The sequence below is a fragment of the Alkalibacterium sp. f15 genome, from assembly GCF_049389645.1.
GTDB lineage: Bacteria > Bacillota > Bacilli > Lactobacillales > Carnobacteriaceae_A > Alkalibacterium.
The window spans coordinates 1,569,669-1,586,376 of the sequence record NZ_CP186540.1; the positions used below are offsets into that span (position 1 = coordinate 1,569,669).

General features: G+C 39.2%; 15 protein-coding genes and 1 pseudogene. 14 read left to right on the top strand and 2 right to left on the bottom strand.

The window, feature by feature from the left end:
* Positions 1 to 301 precede the first annotated feature (301 nt).
* Complete coding sequence (gene dhaQ / locus ACO1PF_RS07750; protein WP_423188497.1) at positions 302 to 1,288, bottom strand: DhaKLM operon coactivator DhaQ; 987 nt, start codon at positions 1,286 to 1,288, stop codon at positions 302 to 304.
* The gene (gene dhaS / locus ACO1PF_RS07755) at positions 1,288 to 1,842 is read right to left on the bottom strand and encodes a dihydroxyacetone kinase transcriptional activator DhaS (RefSeq protein WP_423188498.1); all 555 of its coding nucleotides are present in this window, start codon (positions 1,840 to 1,842) and stop codon (positions 1,288 to 1,290) included. The genes dhaQ and dhaS overlap by 1 nt, the downstream gene beginning before the upstream one ends.
* A gap of 319 nt (positions 1,843 to 2,161) precedes the next feature.
* Here dhaS and ACO1PF_RS07760 point away from each other — a divergent pair, with 319 nt between their 5' ends.
* From ACO1PF_RS07760 to ACO1PF_RS07825, 14 genes and pseudogenes are all read left to right on the top strand, one after another.
* Positions 2,162 to 2,284, top strand: coding sequence for a hypothetical protein (locus ACO1PF_RS07760; RefSeq protein WP_423188499.1), 123 nt, complete (start codon positions 2,162 to 2,164; stop codon positions 2,282 to 2,284).
* A gap of 418 nt (positions 2,285 to 2,702) precedes the next feature.
* Complete coding sequence (gene dhaK / locus ACO1PF_RS07765; RefSeq protein WP_423188500.1) at positions 2,703 to 4,457, top strand: dihydroxyacetone kinase subunit DhaK; 1,755 nt, start codon at positions 2,703 to 2,705, stop codon at positions 4,455 to 4,457.
* Between the two features lie 191 nt (positions 4,458 to 4,648).
* Complete coding sequence (locus ACO1PF_RS07770; protein WP_423188501.1) at positions 4,649 to 5,371, top strand: MIP/aquaporin family protein; 723 nt, start codon at positions 4,649 to 4,651, stop codon at positions 5,369 to 5,371.
* Between the two features lie 1,454 nt (positions 5,372 to 6,825).
* Positions 6,826 to 7,977: an iron-containing alcohol dehydrogenase gene (locus ACO1PF_RS07775; RefSeq protein ID WP_423188502.1), complete on the top strand. Its 1,152-nt coding sequence runs from the start codon at positions 6,826 to 6,828 to the stop codon at positions 7,975 to 7,977.
* Between the two features lie 149 nt (positions 7,978 to 8,126).
* Entirely contained in the window at positions 8,127 to 8,684 is a 558-nt protein-coding gene (locus tag ACO1PF_RS07780; RefSeq protein ID WP_423188503.1) for an ECF transporter S component, read from the top strand.
* Between the two features lie 22 nt (positions 8,685 to 8,706).
* The gene (locus tag ACO1PF_RS07785; RefSeq protein ID WP_423188504.1) at positions 8,707 to 9,099 is read left to right on the top strand and encodes a DUF4430 domain-containing protein; all 393 of its coding nucleotides are present in this window, start codon (positions 8,707 to 8,709) and stop codon (positions 9,097 to 9,099) included.
* Between the two features lie 237 nt (positions 9,100 to 9,336).
* Positions 9,337 to 11,001: a propanediol/glycerol family dehydratase large subunit gene (locus ACO1PF_RS07790; RefSeq protein ID WP_423188505.1), complete on the top strand. Its 1,665-nt coding sequence runs from the start codon at positions 9,337 to 9,339 to the stop codon at positions 10,999 to 11,001.
* A pseudogene (locus ACO1PF_RS07795) lies at positions 11,001 to 11,573 on the top strand (propanediol/glycerol family dehydratase medium subunit); the annotation flags it as partial. The gene ACO1PF_RS07790 and the pseudogene ACO1PF_RS07795, both read left to right, overlap by 1 nt.
* A gap of 11 nt (positions 11,574 to 11,584) precedes the next feature.
* Positions 11,585 to 12,013: a diol dehydratase small subunit gene (locus ACO1PF_RS07800; protein ID WP_423188506.1), complete on the top strand. Its 429-nt coding sequence runs from the start codon at positions 11,585 to 11,587 to the stop codon at positions 12,011 to 12,013.
* A gap of 27 nt (positions 12,014 to 12,040) precedes the next feature.
* Positions 12,041 to 13,876, top strand: a complete 1,836-nt coding sequence (locus ACO1PF_RS07805) for a diol dehydratase reactivase subunit alpha (RefSeq protein WP_423188507.1) — start codon at positions 12,041 to 12,043, stop codon at positions 13,874 to 13,876.
* Positions 13,869 to 14,237 carry a glycerol dehydratase reactivase beta/small subunit family protein gene (locus ACO1PF_RS07810; protein WP_423188508.1) on the top strand — a complete coding sequence of 123 codons (369 nt, stop codon included), beginning with the start codon at positions 13,869 to 13,871 and terminating at the stop codon, positions 14,235 to 14,237. Before ACO1PF_RS07805 ends, ACO1PF_RS07810 begins: the two co-directional genes overlap by 8 nt.
* Positions 14,238 to 14,248: 11 nt before the next feature.
* A complete protein-coding gene (locus tag ACO1PF_RS07815) occupies positions 14,249 to 14,773 on the top strand; it encodes a cob(I)yrinic acid a,c-diamide adenosyltransferase (protein WP_423188509.1) in 525 nt (174 codons plus the stop codon).
* 33 nt (positions 14,774 to 14,806) lie between these two features.
* Complete coding sequence (locus tag ACO1PF_RS07820; RefSeq protein WP_423188510.1) at positions 14,807 to 15,226, top strand: GlcG/HbpS family heme-binding protein; 420 nt, start codon at positions 14,807 to 14,809, stop codon at positions 15,224 to 15,226.
* Between the two features lie 306 nt (positions 15,227 to 15,532).
* The gene (locus ACO1PF_RS07825; RefSeq protein WP_423188511.1) at positions 15,533 to 16,636 is read left to right on the top strand and encodes a glycerol dehydrogenase; all 1,104 of its coding nucleotides are present in this window, start codon (positions 15,533 to 15,535) and stop codon (positions 16,634 to 16,636) included.
* Positions 16,637 to 16,708 lie beyond the last annotated feature (72 nt).

Below are 16,708 nucleotides of genomic sequence, written 5' to 3' on the forward strand. Positions count from 1 at the left end.
GAAAGTCAGCTAAACAGAAGGGAAAACTCCCAATAAGTAGAAAAATCCATTACCTAACTAGGTAATGGATTTTTTTGCTTATTCAAAGGTACTTTTTTAAAGTGAAGTGTAGTTCAAAAAGATATGTTCAGATTGAACTACAAATAGAGAGTCTGGTCTGCCCCGCAAACTGAAGTTCAGAAATAACTATAATGCTGAACTTCAATTTGTGGGGATTTCCACCTTATGAGTGTGTCTTTAAGGGTATCCTATAAATCATATTGAGTTATTTAGTATCTAATAATGTTTGTTATGGATTTTTTTACCAGTGCGAAGCATCGGTTTGATGTTTGAGGGCATTGATCCATTCTTGATCAGCAATTTTTAATAAAGTCAATGATATCCCGTGCATATTGTACGATGTCAAATGAGAACCGACTTTTACAAAAGAAATATGAAGTTGCTCCAAATCTAACAAACGTCTTAAGTCATTCGTAAAGACGTATTGTTCCATTAATGGAGTAGAACCAAGGCCGTTGACTAAAATGGCGAACTCTTCGTTGGGAGACCAATCAATCAATCTTTTAAGTTTGTTTACGAGTTCAATAGCCAGTTGTTCAGACGAATGGTAAGGTACTTTCCGGTAACCTTTCTCCCCATGTATGCCTATGCCGTAATAAACTTCGTCATCATTAAGTGTAAATGAAGTGGTGTCGCTCCCAGGAACTCTAGCCGGGCTAAGCGCAACCCCGAGTGTATAAAGATTTGCAGAAACTTTATCTCCCAGTTGTTTCAATCCAGAAAGTGCCATGCCTTCTTCTGCAAAGGCTCCTATGATTTTATGAACGAACAGAGTTCCTGCTACTCCACGGTGTCTTTTTTTGTAAGTATAATTATCTTCGATGGAATGATCATCTGCGACACAGATGAGTTCGATTTTATGACCCAGTTCACATGCTTTTTCTTTTGCTTCTGTGAACGCCTTTATATCTCTGGGGAAGTTCTTCACTATAAGAAGTGCTCCTTTACCCGTATCGGTTTTTTTGATAGCCTCCAGGATAGCCTCGGATTCAGGTGGAACAAACAATTCTCCATTAACACTTGCCGTCAACATACCATCTCCTACATAGCCAAAGTGGGTAGGTTCATGCCCGCTTCCGCCACCACTGATGACTGCAACTTTATCTTTATTTTTCTGATATATAATCTTGTTATCCGAATCATAGCTGATTCTTTCTTTATGTTCAAAGTAATAGCCGGCTAACATTGCATCTATATTTTGTTTAGGATTGTTTTGAATATGTTTCATTATGCTTCACTCCTCGTACCACATATGTCTAGTAAATAGGTGTACACATTATATGCCATTTTTTCGGGTGAGACTTTACACCCGGACTGAATCCAGTCTTTTATGATACCTACCATTCCATGACCCAAAAAACTGGAAACCAGATTCTTTTTTTCATCGGTAAAACGTTCGCAGGGGACGTGGTCATCATTAAGTATTTTTAAAAAGAGTTCTCTCAGATTCACATACAAAGAATTTGAAAATCCGTTTTGTTCGTATACGGCTAAAGCGTTCTTGTAAAACTTCTGTTCACGATTAAAATAAACGAATATTTGCTTTAGAATAGAATCCCAGTGTTCAAAATCAAGTAAATCGCTGATGTTTTCCTGACTTTCTGTATGATAGATCCATTCTATCAATTCATACTTATCTTGAAAATGATAATAAAAAGTTTGTCTTCTTAAATCCGCTTTTTTCATTATATCACTGACTGATATTTTAGCAAAAGGTTCTTTTTGCATCAGCGTTTTGAAAGAGTAAGCAATAACTTTTTTGGTAATGATTGACTGGTCCATAGTTTCCCCCTATTCTATTTTCAGTATATATGATGAATGAATGAATAACGAGAGTATACATTGTGAGTTTTGACACATTCGGATAACTGTCCGTTTAAAAACAAGCGCTTTCAGAGTAATGTGATAGTGTAAACAAATTAAATGAGTCACAAACTATAAATAGAGGATTTATCATGAATGGAATTTTGGTTAGTCCAAGCTGGTACTGGAAAACAAATAAATTAGGGATATTGAACGGTCTTTAGTAATGTACACAGCACTTAAGCTGCCAGTGAGGCCGGAAAAAATACATTAGGAGGATAAGTCGTACGATAAACTATTGGAGATCGGGAAATCGGCAACTAAAGAAATCAACACCATAATCAGCCTGGCATTTACGGTGACGCCGGAAGATGTGGTCCGGGCTAGTCGTGCTGCCGATGACGATGTCAGACACTTATAGAGTGAAGTCAAGTAACAGGTCAGAGTTTAACACAAGTGTCAGTGAATAAAAAAATCCTTTCCAAAAAAAGAAAAAGTAAGGGAGCATCTTTATGAGTTACATGGGTAACATCGCTCTAATGGTAACAGGTCCGATATACTTCCATTGTACTCTTTTTTATGACGGATCCTCTATAGTGGCCTTGTTTTTTTACACGAAAATCAGAAAAATATAATGAAATCGCAGGTTAAATGAAACACTCATCTGCCTGTCTATATTTATTAACAAGAGTAAACAGCAAATATTTTTCTGAGTAATATATAGATAGTAAAGTAGTCAGATTTTGATCATATCAGAAGCTGTTTGTCAGTACCAGAAAAACAACCGAAGTATAAAACCGAATAAACAAAGCAAAAATAAAAATAGGGAGTTTTTTGAAATGAAAAAAATTATCAATACGCCAGACACTTTGATGATGGAAATGTGCCATGGCATCATTATGGCTCATCCGGAACTTGAACTGCTGAGAAAATATAAAGTGATTAAAAAGAAAAAAATGGATAAACAGAAAGTAACATTGATAAGCGGAGGTGGAAGCGGTCATGAGCCCGCTCATGCTGGGTTTGTAGGGAAAGGAATGCTGGACGCTGCTGTATGTGGGGAAGTCTTTGCGTCACCTTCTCAGATACAAGTTTATCAGGCAATAAAAGAAACACAAAGCAGCAAAGGAACGTTATTAATCATCAAAAATTATTCCGGGGATATTATGAACTTCAAGAACGCTGCTCAACTCGCTCAAGAAGATGGAGTAAAAGTTGATTATGTCAAAGTTGAAGATGATATCGCAGTAGAAGACAGCCTATATACTGTCGGCCGTCGTGGGGTTGCAGGGACTGTTTTAGTGCACAAGATAGCTGGAGCCGCGGCAGAAGAAGGTCGCTCTTTGAACGAGGTGAAACTAGTTGCGCAAAAAGCAGCTGATCGTGTGCGCAGTATCGGAATTGCTCTGACTTCCTGTACTTTGCCCGCTAAAGGATCTCCGACATTCAAATTGGCAGAAGATGAAATGGAGTACGGAGTTGGTATTCATGGTGAACCCGGTATTAGAAGAGAAAAACTGTTGACAGCAAGGGAACTGGCTGAACGCATGACTGCAGATGTTATAAAAGATTTAAATATCACACGTGAATCTGATGAAGAACTGGTAGTTTTGATTAATGGTTTTGGAGCCACACCGCTTCAGGAGTTGTATTTATTCAATAATGAGGTAGTCAAAGAACTTTCGAAGCGCAACTTGAAAATATGTCGAACGTTTGTGGGAAACTATATGACGAGTATAGACATGGCTGGGGTATCGGTGTCGATTATGAAACTAGACGACGAATTGAAAACCCTCATATCTAAAGAAAGTGATGCCCCGGCTTTCAAAGTGTCGGGACCTGTTGACCGCGTAGAGTTTACTGATATTTTTGAAGAGCAGACAAAACAGTCAGCAACTTTTACCGTAGAAACAGCTGATAAATACGCCGAAATTTCTGATGATACGTTAACATTGAACAACATGATTTACTTAGTTGATAAAATGAGCGAAATCATTATTGAAAATGAAGGCCCATTCTGTGAACTGGATGCTCATGCCGGCGATGGTGATTTTGGTATGAGTATTTCAAATGGATTTAAGCAGTTGAAAAGAGAATGGGATTATGTACTGGAGCAGTCGGATGATATTGGAGAATTCCTTGAAGAATGTTCATTGATTATAATGGAAAAATGTGGAGGAGCTTCGGGTCCGATTTGGGGTTCTGCATTTAGAGCAGCCGGCAAAAAAGTTGAAGGTAAAAAAGAACTGTCAATTAAAGCGTTCTCAGATATGATTGATGCGGCTATTAAAGGTATTCAGTTGACTGGTGAGCGATCGTTCGGTAAAGGTGCAGAAGTTGGGGATAAAACATTAATTGACGCACTTATCCCATGTCAGGCGGCCTGGGCTGAGAGTGCGGCAGATAATGAGGATTTTGAGACAGCATTTAAAAAAGGTGCCATTGCAGCAGTAGAAGGTGCAAAAAGCACAGAAGGCATAGTTGCCCGCATGGGGCGTGCAGGAACTGTTGGTGAACGCAGTATCGGGCATCCAGATGCAGGAGCATACGCATTAGGCGTGATCTTTACAGAGTTATCTGAAAGTATCAGATAAAAGCTACAGCAAAAGGAATATGCGAGTCTTTTGAAAGTGCGATAAATCAATGTTTTAAATCAGAAAAGACGAGCATCAGCTGTGACTATGACAGAATATGAATGTGGATAAAAAAATTCCCACAATTAAAAACGCATAAAGTCAAAACCACAGTATTCACAAATTTAAAAATGAATTAGGGAGAGAATAAATTGGATACTACTTTATTTCAGCAATTACTAGGAGAATTTTTTGGCACGATGATTTTGATTCTGCTAGGAGATGGTGCTGTTGCAGCCGCTGTACTTAAAAGAACAAAATCAAATAACGGGGGATGGCTCATGATTACTATCGGATGGGGACTTGCAGTCACCATAGGTATATATGCAGCCAGCTGGCTTTCGCCCGCACATATTAATCCTGCTGTCACACTTGGTATGGCGGTTGCCGGAAAAATAGGATGGAATCTTGTTATTCCTTATATTTTTGCACAAGTCGTTGGTGCTTTTGCAGGAGCTGTGCTGGTTTGGCTTAATTATATTCCTCACTTTGGTGCAACGGATGATGAATCAGCCATTTTGGCTGTGTTCTCAACCGGACCAGCAATCAAAGGAAGCAAGTGGAATTTATTGTCCGAAACAATTGCAACAACCGTTTTAGTTTTTGTTCTTTTAGCTTTTACCCTTGGAGAGTTTACAGAAGGAGTGCTTCCTGTAGTCATCGGACTTTTAATTGTCGCTATTGGCATTTCACTCGGCGGAACGACTGGCTATGCAATCAACCCTGCTCGTGATCTGGGCCCGAGAATCGCACATCAGTTGCTTCCGATAGCAAATAAAGGAAGCTCTGAATGGGAGTATTCGTGGATTCCGATCATCGGACCATTCATTGGTGGAACACTTGGCGCGTTGATATTTATGGCCATGAACGTTTAGATGCAAAAAATGTGTGTACATTTTGGTTGTAAATATATGGTCTGCCCAAAATTTTTAATGAAAGACTAATACAATAAGAACGAGGCTTGGGAAAAAGTCCCATACCTAATCTATAATAATTTAAAAGCTGCGTAATTTTGTAAATAAAATTCAAAATTGCGCAGCTTTTTTCTATCTTTCTTAATATATTTCCTTAATTTTTTATCATGAATACTAGGTTCGTTTCATTTTCAACTTCCAAGTGCCTACGGATAAAAAATGGAGTGAAACCTAAATTAGCTTCCCCTGAACCAAAGTATACGGAACTGTACGTTCGGTGGTGTGAGAGGAGGTAAATAAATTGATTGTTTTGCTTCCTACTCGATCATACAGCTATTCCTGATTTTTGCTGAAACCAAATCACAGTTAATTCAAGAGTAGTCTTAAAGTCGGAATTCCCTTTCAAAATAGTGAGTGCATTTTAAGTGGCTTCTAAAATAGTTATGTCCACGTTGTAGCCGGTTTTTCAGAATGGAATGTTATGTTCAGTTGCAAAACACCCTTAACATGTGAAACGTTCACATATTATTAGTCATCAAGAAAATCCCAATTGACTTTCAACTGGTTTCATCAGTTGAAAGTCAATTGGGAGCATAACGCAGTTTGTTCATATACAGTTGAATCGATCCTGCTCTTTTTTCGTGGTGGGACAAACGGTGCGATGGAAATTATAATCAGGGGTAAAAAGACTGTTTAATCAACGTTTTTTGTGGTCGGATCAAATTATCTGTATCTGCTTTTTTCTTGTTTCCAATGATTATTTAACTGTAACTATCTATTGATTTGAATTTTTATAGATGAAATAAATAGTTGGATAAATAATAAAAAGTGTTTTTTGACACATTGATAGATTTGTCCGTTTCAAAACAAACGCTCTCAAGGTAAGGTGACAGCGTAAACAAATTCAATGAATCACAAACTATAAATGGAGGTTCTATCATGGCTGGAATTTTCGTTAGTCCAAGTCGAAACATTTAGGAGAACGGTCTTGTTCACCATGCGGGACTGTATAGGGAATGTTTTGGTAAAGAGGTGCTGGTTGCTGCATTCGTCCAGGAGATTGCGGCAGATATAGTGATTGACAATCTTATAGATACATTCAATGTAACGAAAGTGACGTTCAACGGCGAGTGTTCAACAAATGGACACGACAATGATCTCACACAGGCACACTCCCGCATGCTGTCATCTCAGTTGCCCTGGCTACGCTCATGGAAGACGCGCAGTTAAACAGGAAAATGGGGACGCAGCGAGCGGCGGCAAAGCAACATTTACCGGTTTTTCCAACTATTTGTTTCATCAATAAATAAGCACTAGCGTAGTGTGTTATTGAGGTATAAATGGCCTTAATAAAAAGTAAAAGAGGTTGTTTAGATTTAATTGATAATAAAAAATTATATAAGGAGAGATAAATTATGTTCGATTATTTTTTACCAAGTACAAACTATTTTGGCAGGGATTCAGTAAAAGTGGTAGGAGAAAAATGTAAGTTACTGGGGGGCAAAAAGGCATTAATCGTTACGGATAATTTTTTAAGCCAGTTGCCAGGCGGTCCAGTTGAACAAGTTATTAATTATTTAAAAGAAGCAGATATTGAGACTGCAGTCTATGATCAAGTCGAACCTAACCCGAAAGATACAAATGTCGCAGAGGGATTAAAGATTTATGAAGAAGAGAATTGCGACATGATCGTTACAGTGGGTGGCGGAAGCCCTCATGACTGCGGTAAGGGAATCGGAATTGCAGCGACTCATGAAGGTGATCTCTATGATTACGCTGGTATTGATAAGCTTGTAAATCCTTTACCTCCAATCGTGGCGGTAAACACGACAGCTGGAACAGCTAGTGAAATCACCCGTCATGCCGTCATTACCAATACAAAACTTAAAGTGAAATTCGTTATCGTAAGCTGGAGAAACACTCCGCTCGTATCCATCAATGATCCAATGCTTATGCTGGGTAAACCTGCTGCATTGACTGCTGCAACAGGTATGGACGCCTTGACTCATGCAGTTGAAGCGTACATCACGTTAAATGCCAATCCGGTAACAGATGCAGCGGCTATTCAAGCAATGAAACTTATTTCTACAAACTTACGACAAGCAGTAGCCTATGGTAAAAATATAGAAGCACGAGAAAATATGGCATATGCATCACTTCTGGCAGGTATGGCCTTCAATAATTCCGGTTTAGGATATGTCCACGCCATGGCTCATCAGTTAGGTGGTTTATATGATATGCCGCATGGTGTAGCAAATGCTATCTTATTGCCGCATGTCGCTCGATATAATCTGATTTCAAATCCACAGAAATATGCTAATATTGCTCAATTCTTGGGAGAAAACATTGAAGGCTTGTCTGTGAGAGAAGCAGCTGATAAAGCCATCGAAGCATTGAGAAGACTTTCCGAGGATGTAGGTATTCCCTCAGGATTAGCTGAAATGGGAGTCAAGGAAGAAGATTTCGAATATATGGCGAAAATGGCCATGAAAGATGGGAACGCAGGTACTAACCCGATTTCTGGTACAGAAGAAGATATCATTAAGATTTTCAAAGAAGCCATGTAATAAATATAAAAGAAGTCGATCACTTCACTTTTTGAAGTGATCGACTTCTCGTTATTAAAATAGAGACGGGTGTATATTTAGAATTGCAAGGGATTCCTTTTTCAGATATTTGCCCGATTTGTTGAGTAAAGCAGAAAGGAGAATGGTACGTGGAATCTGGCCCCATAGACAATCATTCGGGATACTGTAGAGGACGTACTTACTCTCTAACTCGTATTGCCCTGCTCGCAGCACTTGTTTCCGTGGGGAGACTAAGCTTTTCTTTTGTCCCTAATGTCCAGCCAATGACAGTTCTAATTGTCTGTATTACTTTATATTATGGATGGGAAAACGGTTTGGCTGTATCATTCCTTTCCGTTTTACTTACAAATATCTATATGGGAATGGGACCTTGGACACTCGCACAACTCGCTGCATATGCTGTTCTGATTGGATTGACTTATTTACTTGAAGGTTCTTATGAATCTTTAAGCATGCCTGTGCTGCAGATTTTTGTCGCATTTTTAGGACTGCTGTACGGTTTGATAATCTCACTCGTCCAGGCCCCATTTTTCGGGTGGAATATATTCTTACCGTATTATTTATCCGGTCTCGTTTTTGACATTATGCACGCCGGTGGGAATGTGATATTTTTTGCTCTGTTATATCCAATAGTAATGGGTATATTTGAGCGGACAAGTCAAAAAAACAAACATACAATCAAATGATAAGAAATAAAGGAGCGGTTTAATGAATAAGAAAAGTAATATCATTCTGACAGCGGTGATAGCACTCCTCGCTCTGGTTGTTATCGTTTGGGTTACAAGCGAAAACGGAGATGCTGTTTTCACATCAGAAGAAACTAAAGAAGTGAACGTGATGATATATGCGAACGAAGAGGAACTAGTCAATGACACGCTCGAAGTAAATGAGAACTTAGCACTAATGGAAATAATGATAAATAATTACGATATGAATGTTTCTGACGAAGGATTTGTCGAAGCCATCGAAGGTGTTGAGCAAAGTATCGAAGAAAAAAAATTCTGGGTCTATGAAGTAAATGAAGAAATAGTCTCCGAATCAGCTGAAGATTTTGTTCCTGAAGACGGGGACATGATATTTTGGGAACTTGCATCATTTTAAAGTTAAATGAAATGTGATTTTATTTCTAAAAGATATTGTGTAGTTATGAATATTGAAAGAGCTGAACAACAAAAGTAACAGTGTAGTAGTTAGAATGCCCAGTAACGTCCCTTATTTTTGAAGTGGATAATTACTCTTATGAAAGTGAAAACTTAATGTTTTTTTCGAAAAGTAAAAGTTATCAGGCAAATCATCAGCTTTTAAAAATATGCATCAAGAAACTAGGAGGGAAATAAAATGAGATCGAAAAGATTTCAAGCGTTGGAAGATCGTCCGGTCAACAAAGATGGATTCATTAGCGAATGGGCAGACGAGGGACTTATTGCAATGGAAAGTCCTAATGATCCCAAGCCAAGTATTAAAATAGAAGGAAAGAAAGTAATTGAACTGGATGGCAAGTCCAGAGAAGAATTTGATATGATCGATCAGTTTATAGCTGAATATGCAATAAACTTAGATAAAGCCGAAGAAGTTATGGAGATGGATTCGACTAATTTAGCAAAAATGCTCGTGGATATCAATGTTGACAGAAAAACGATTGTAGAATTAACAACGGCGATGACCCCTGCCAAAATCGTGGAGGTCGTAGGAACGATGAATGTCGTTGAAATGATGATGGCAGTGCAGAAAATGCGTGCGAGAAAAACACCATCAAATCAGTGTCATGTAACAAATTTAAAAGATAATGTCGTACAAATAGCTGCAGATGCAGCAGAAGCTTCAATTAGAGGATTCGACGAGCAGGAAACAACAGTAGGGATAGTTCGGTATGCTCCGTTCAATGCGCTTGGTATTCTTGTAGGTTCTCAAGTCGGCCGCGGCGGTGTGTTAACCCAGTGTGCAGTAGAAGAAGCTACAGAACTTGAGTTAGGAATGAGAGGATTTACAAGTTACGCTGAAACCGTATCGGTATATGGAACTGAGGCTGTTTTCACAGACGGCGATGACACGCCATGGTCCAAAGCTTTCCTGGCCTCGGCATATGCTTCTAGAGGATTAAAAATGAGATTCACATCTGGCACAGGATCGGAAGCACTGATGGGATATACAGAAGGGAAATCAATGCTTTATCTGGAAACGCGGTGTATTTACATCACAAAAGGAGCGGGTGTCCAAGGACTGCAAAATGGTTCTGTAAGTTGCATCGGAATGACAGGTGCTGTTCCTTCAGGAATCAGAGCGGTGCTGGCAGAGAATTTGATTGCAATGATGCTCGATCTCGAGTCGGCTTCAGCTAATGATCAGACTTTCTCTCATTCAGATATCAGGAGAACAGCTAGAACACTTATGCAGATGCTGCCGGGAACAGACTTTATTTTCTCAGGATACAGTGCGGTACCTAACTATGACAATATGTTTGCGGGTTCCAACTTTGATGCTGAGGACTTTGACGATTACAACATTCTTCAGAGAGACTTGATGGTAGATGGCGGATTAAGACCAGTTACAGAAAAAGAAACGGTAGCCATCAGAAATAAAGCAGCTAAAGCTATACAAGCTGTTTTTAGTGAATTGGGACTACCAGAGGTTACAGACGAAGAAGTTGAAGCGGCAACTTATGCACATGGCAGCAAAGATATGCCTGAAAGAAATGTAGTGGAAGATTTAAAAGCTGTAGAAGAAATGATGAAGCAGGGGATAACAGGGTTGGATATTGTTAAAGCTTTAAGTAAAAAAGGGTTTGACGATGTGGCAGAAAACTTGCTGAATATGTTGAAGCAAAGAATTTCAGGAGATTACCTGCATACTTCGGCAATAATCGACAAGGACTTCAACGTAGTCAGTGCAGTGAATGATGTCAATGATTATATGGGACCGGGAAGCGGCTATAGAATCAGCGAAGAAAGATGGGAAGAAATCAAAAACATTCCAAATGCAATGAAAGCGGAAGATATCGAATAAAAACAATTGAGAAGGACGTGATGATAATGAAGTTGACTGAAACAGAAAAAGCCGTAATAGGTAACAGAGAAGACGAGGTCGTTATTGGCCTGGCACCCGCTTTTTTCAAGTATCAGCACAAGAGTATTGTAGATGTTCCTCATGACGGTATCTTAAGAGAGATTATGGCAGGTATCGAAGAAGAAGGGCTTCACCCGAGAGTAGTGCGTGTTGTTAAAACGTCGGATGTATCTTTTATATCACATGAAGCAGCCAAGCTCAGTGGTTCAGGTATTGGAGTGGGCATTCAATCTAAAGGAACAACAGTAATACATCAAAAAGATTTACTACCGTTGAACAACCTGGAGATTTTTTCTCAGGCTCCTTTGCTAAATTTAGAAACATATAGGATGATCGGAAAAAATGCTGCACAATATGCAAAAGACCAGTCACCGAAACCCGTGCCGACTAAAAATGATCAAATGGCGAGACCAAAGTTTCAGGCGAAAGCAGCATTACTACATATTAAGGAAACGAAATATGTGGTTGAAGACGAAAAATCTGTTGAAATACAAGTGAGTTTTGAGGAATAGGGGGAATTAGTATGTCAGATAAAAAATTGAATGCACAGAAAGATTATCCATTAGCTCAGAAAAGACCGGACCTTCTTAAAACACCGACAGGGAAAAAATTAAACGATATCACTTTGGAAAAAGTAATGAACGGTGAAGTGAAGCCAGAAGATGTGAGAATATCACCGGAAACTTTAGAATTACAAGCACAGATATCTGATTCAGATGGAAGAAAAGCTGTTTCCAGAAACTTTAGAAGAGCAGCAGAACTAATCGCTATACCTGATAAAAGACTACTGGAAATTTATAATGCACTTAGGCCCTATCGTTCTTCAAGAGAAGACCTCATAGAAATAGCAGAAGAGTTAGAAGAGAAATATGATGCTGAAATCAATGGAGCATTCATTAGAGAAGCTGCTGAAGTATATGATAAAAGAAAGAAATTAAGAAAAGAAGAATAGGTAAACAGTTTTTTAGGAGGTATGGTAATGAAGATTATTGCAGGTGTGGATATAGGAAATGCTACAACTGAAGTTGCTTTGGCTAAATTAACTGAAAAAAATCAACTTGATTTCATGGCTAGTGGAATTGTTCCAACCAGCGGAATCAAAGGAACAGAGCAAAATATTAAGGGTGTTTTTGAATCTTTAGATCAAGCTTTAAGAAAAGCAGGAATTACTAGAAAAGATTTAGGACTGATTCGAATCAACGAAGCAGCGCCAGTCATAGGTGATGTTGCTATGGAGACAATAACTGAAACAATCATTACTGAGTCTACAATGATTGGTCATAACCCTGAAACTCCCGGTGGATTGGGGGTAGGTGTAGGCGAAACTGTTGAGCTGAACGATTTAGAAGAATTCATCCTTCAAAAAAAACCTGTTATTGTATTAGTTTCTAAAAAAATCGACTTTTTTGTAGCAGCTTCTAAGATCAACAAAGCTGTAGAAAAAGGTGTTCAAGTAGTTGGCGCCATTCTTCAAAAAGATGATGGGGTTCTAATAAATAATCGTTTAGCTCAAAAAATCCCCATAGTTGATGAAGTATTATTGTTAGAGAAAGTGCCACTTGGAATGAAAGCTGCTGTTGAGGTTGCACCTGTTGGTGGTGTTGTAGATGTCTTATCAAACCCTTATGGTATTGCTACAGTGTTCGGACTTACCTCTGAAGAAACCAAAATGATTGTACCTTTGTCCAGAGCTTTAATCGGCAACAGATCGGCTGTCGTTATTAAAACACCTAAGGGAGATGTACAGGAAAAAAGAATACCGGCTGGCAAAATCATTGTTAAAGGTGACAGAGGAGAAAAAACAGTTGACATAGAAGATGGAGCCTTGAAAATCATGGAGGCAGTATGTTACTCCAAGGTGATCGAAGATATAAAAGGCGAAGCAGGTACTAATGCCGGGGGGATGCTCGAACGCGTCCGCCAAGTCATGTCAGACCTTACGAAACAGCCGGTTTCAGAGGTTAAAATAAAAGACTTATTAGCAGTAGATACATTGACGCCGCAGACAGTTAAAGGCGGGTTGGCTCAGGAATTTTCTCTGGAAAATGCTGTAGGGATTGCCGCAATGGTAAAGGCGGATAAACTGCAAATGGAAATGATTGCTGATCAGTTGACTGAAAAAATTAATATAGAAGTAGAGGTAGGTGGCGTCGAAGCAGATATGGCAATCGGCGGTGCACTTACTACACCGGGAACGAATACACCTTTGGCAATACTTGATATGGGGGCAGGTTCCACTGACGCTTCGATTATTGATAAAAAAGGCGAAATCACGTCTGTTCATTTGGCCGGAGCAGGTAATATGGTAACGATGCTGATTAATTCAGAATTGGGGCTGGAGAGTTTTGGTTTAGCTGAAGATGTGAAAAAATATCCGCTAGCTAAGGTTGAAAGCCTCTTCCATATCAGACACGAAGATGGAACAGTGGAATTCATGAACAGCCCATTAGATCCGCAGTTTTTTGCTCGGACTGTAATAATGAAAGATGATGGTATGATACCTATCCAAGGAAATATGTCTCTGGAAAAGGTCAAAGCAATCAGAAAAAGCGCTAAGCAGAAAGTGTTTGTGACTAATGCTCTCAGGGCGTTGCGGACAGTATCTCCAACAGGAAATATTAGAAGTATAGAATTCGTCGTATTGGTAGGTGGATCGGCACTGGATTTTGAAATTCCACAGTTGGTTACAGATGCACTGGCTCACTACGGTGTTGTTGCTGGTCGAGGAAATATCAGAAGCACAGAAGGGCCGAGAAATGCAGTAGCTACGGGTCTGATTTTGAATTATGCGGAAGGGGAAGGATTTAATGACTAATGATTTTACGCTAGATAAAGTGTGTATTTACGTTTATGTTTCTCTTCCGGCACAAAAATCGGACATTCTAAATGAAGTGCTTTGGGGAATAGAGGAAGAAGGAATTCCAGTTTACGTAAGAGAAAGTAAGCATAAAACCGCGCAAGTACAAAGTTATCATGCTGCACTTGCTTCTGCGCTGGGCGTGGGCGTGGGATTTGGAAAAGATAATATGATTAGCCTCCACAGCAGCAAACTGGAACAGGATAAACCGCTTTTGACGGTCGGATGTGATGAAGCTCTATATAATATGAGAAATATAGGTGCGAATGCAGCCAGACTAGTTAAAGGCATACCATTTAAACTGGAAAAAAATGGGTAAGGATGTGTAAAATGGGAGCTATCTATACAAAAACAGGCGATAAAGGAGAAACTGCTTTATTAGGTGGAAGTAGAGTCACCAAAGATGATTTGCGAGTGGATTGCTATGGAACGTTTGATGAAGCCAATGCTACGATGGGGGTGGCTTATTCTGAAATCAGAGATCAAGAACTGAAAATTGTTATTCGAGATATCCAGGAAAAATTATTCATATTATCCGCTGAACTGGCGAGTGATGCGAGAGGCAAAGAAAAGTTATCTAAAAAGATTCAAAGAGAAGATATAGAATCGTCAGAACGTATCATTGATGACTATACTGCTCAACTTGAAAAGTTGAAAGCATTTATTATTCCTGGAGAAACATCTGCGTCTTCTTTTCTGCATGTATCAAGAACAATTGTACGTAGAGCAGAAAGGTTGCTAGTAAAGCTCCAGAAAAAAGAAGCAGTAAGGGCAGAACTTATTCAGTATACAAACAGACTATCAGACTTACTGTTTACGTTAGCTCGTGTAGAGAGTGAATTACTAAGCAGATAATAAAAAAATCGAAGAACCTGAAAGGAAAGTCTAATGACTATTAAAGTTAATACTATTAAGCAAGTTTCTTTGGAAACAGTCAAGAAAATGGCGCAGGCAGCTGAAGAAAAAGCAGAAGCAATGAATGTTCCGATCGTGTTTTCAGCTGTAGATACTGGTGGAAACCAAATGCTTATGCATAGAATGGAAAAAGCTTTATTTACGAGTGTGGAAATTGCAGTAAACAAAGCCTTTACCTCTGCAGCTTTAGGAATAGGAACGGATGAGGTGACCCCGCTAGTTCAACCTGGAGAAAGTCTATATGGTTTACAGTTGTCAAATGACTGTAAAATCGTTCCATTTGGTGGAGGTTTTCCTATAGTAATTGACAATGAGGTAGTCGGTGCCATAGGGGTAAGCGGAGGGACAGTGGAAGAAGATATGGCCATTGCGAAATATGCAATGAATATCTAGAGTAACACTGTGAAAACTTTAGTCAATGAATATGGTGGTTAGTGGCTCGGCTAAATGAAAATAGGTTATATAAAATCATACATAAAATATAGAGGCTGAGAGAAAAATCTCAGCCTCTATATTTTATGTTAGTCATTTTGGAATAAAGGATGACGATTAGAGTTGTTTAGATATATGAGTCTTAGGTGTTTTTTTGACAGATATACCTAATTGTCCGTTTAATTATAAGCGCTTTCATACTATAATGAACTTAATCCTTTCACAACTTATATAATGTGAAGAGGAAAATTATTAGGAGGTTTTACAATGGATAAAATTTTTGTTAGTCCAAGTCGTTACATTCAAGGGAAAGATTTATTGCACCATGCCGGTCAATATATGGAGCACTTCGGTAAACAAGTCATAGTCTTAGCGGATGAATTTGTGCAGGATCTCGCAGCCAATACTTTGATCGAGAATTTATCAGATACCTTTACAATAACTAAAGTGACCTTTAATGGTGAATGTTCAATGAAAGAAATCAATCGTATCAGTGAAATTGCCAAAGAAAAATCTGTTGATTTTATCTTGGGAATAGGCGCAGGTAAAGCGCTGGATACCGCAAAAGCCGTTGCAGATAACATGAAAGTTCCTGTTGTCGTCTTTCCAACGCTTGCTTCAACGGACGCACCGACATCAGGTTTATCAGTGGTTTATACGGAAGAGGGGGCTTTTGAACAGTACTTATTCTATAAAAAGAATCCGGACTTGGTATTGATGGATACTAAAATCATTGCGGGTGCCCCAGCGCGTATGCTAGCTTCAGGTATTTCTGATGCCATGGCTACCCTGGTCGAAGCCCGTGCTGTGAAACAGAAAAACGGGAACACAATGAGTGGCGGTAAAGCAACGATCGCAGGTTATGCGATTGCAGAGAAATGCGAGGAAGTTTTATTTGATTATGGCGTTCTAGCCTACGAATCCAATAAACATAAGATAGTTACACCGGCACTTGAAGCGGTCGTTGAAGCAAACACGTTGCTTTCAGGTTTAGGTTTTGAAGATTCTGGACTTGCCGCAGCACATGCCATCCATAATGGCTTTACTGCTGTCGATGGCGACATCCATCATCTATCCCATGGTGAAAAAGTTGCCTATGGAACGTTGACCCAATTGGTACTTGAAAATAAAACGATCAAAGAAATCGATCGCTATCTCGAGATGTATGTAGCCTTAGATCTACCTGTAACTTTAGAACAGATGCATCTGGAAGATAAATCATATGAAGATTTGCTGGCAGTAGGGAAATCCGCAACAAAAGAAGGAGAAACGATGGATAATATGCCATTTACTGTCACTCCTGAAGACGTCGTGGAAGCTATCCGAGCAGTTGATGTATACGCAAAAGCTTACCTAAAAAGAGCAAAATAAGTCGAGTTGGGAGTGATGCTATGCATAGGATGATGTTCCTATCGTCTAGTGTCACTTTTTTCGCTGATGTAA

What these genes read in the sequence shown, in the direction of transcription:
- dhaQ (WP_423188497.1), bottom strand. Translation starts at nt 1,288, where the DNA reads ATGAAACATATTCAAAACAATCCTAAACAAAATATAGATGCAATGTTA.
- dhaS (WP_423188498.1), bottom strand. Translation starts at nt 1,842, where the DNA reads ATGGACCAGTCAATCATTACCAAAAAAGTTATTGCTTACTCTTTCAAA.
- dhaK (WP_423188500.1), top strand. Translation starts at nt 2,703, where the DNA reads ATGAAAAAAATTATCAATACGCCAGACACTTTGATGATGGAAATGTGC.
- ACO1PF_RS07775 (WP_423188502.1), top strand. Translation starts at nt 6,826, where the DNA reads ATGTTCGATTATTTTTTACCAAGTACAAACTATTTTGGCAGGGATTCA.
- ACO1PF_RS07785 (WP_423188504.1), top strand. Translation starts at nt 8,707, where the DNA reads ATGAATAAGAAAAGTAATATCATTCTGACAGCGGTGATAGCACTCCTC.
- ACO1PF_RS07790 (WP_423188505.1), top strand. Translation starts at nt 9,337, where the DNA reads ATGAGATCGAAAAGATTTCAAGCGTTGGAAGATCGTCCGGTCAACAAA.
- ACO1PF_RS07800 (WP_423188506.1), top strand. Translation starts at nt 11,585, where the DNA reads ATGTCAGATAAAAAATTGAATGCACAGAAAGATTATCCATTAGCTCAG.
- ACO1PF_RS07805 (WP_423188507.1), top strand. Translation starts at nt 12,041, where the DNA reads ATGAAGATTATTGCAGGTGTGGATATAGGAAATGCTACAACTGAAGTT.
- ACO1PF_RS07810 (WP_423188508.1), top strand. Translation starts at nt 13,869, where the DNA reads ATGACTAATGATTTTACGCTAGATAAAGTGTGTATTTACGTTTATGTT.
- ACO1PF_RS07815 (WP_423188509.1), top strand. Translation starts at nt 14,249, where the DNA reads ATGGGAGCTATCTATACAAAAACAGGCGATAAAGGAGAAACTGCTTTA.
- ACO1PF_RS07820 (WP_423188510.1), top strand. Translation starts at nt 14,807, where the DNA reads ATGACTATTAAAGTTAATACTATTAAGCAAGTTTCTTTGGAAACAGTC.
- ACO1PF_RS07825 (WP_423188511.1), top strand. Translation starts at nt 15,533, where the DNA reads ATGGATAAAATTTTTGTTAGTCCAAGTCGTTACATTCAAGGGAAAGAT.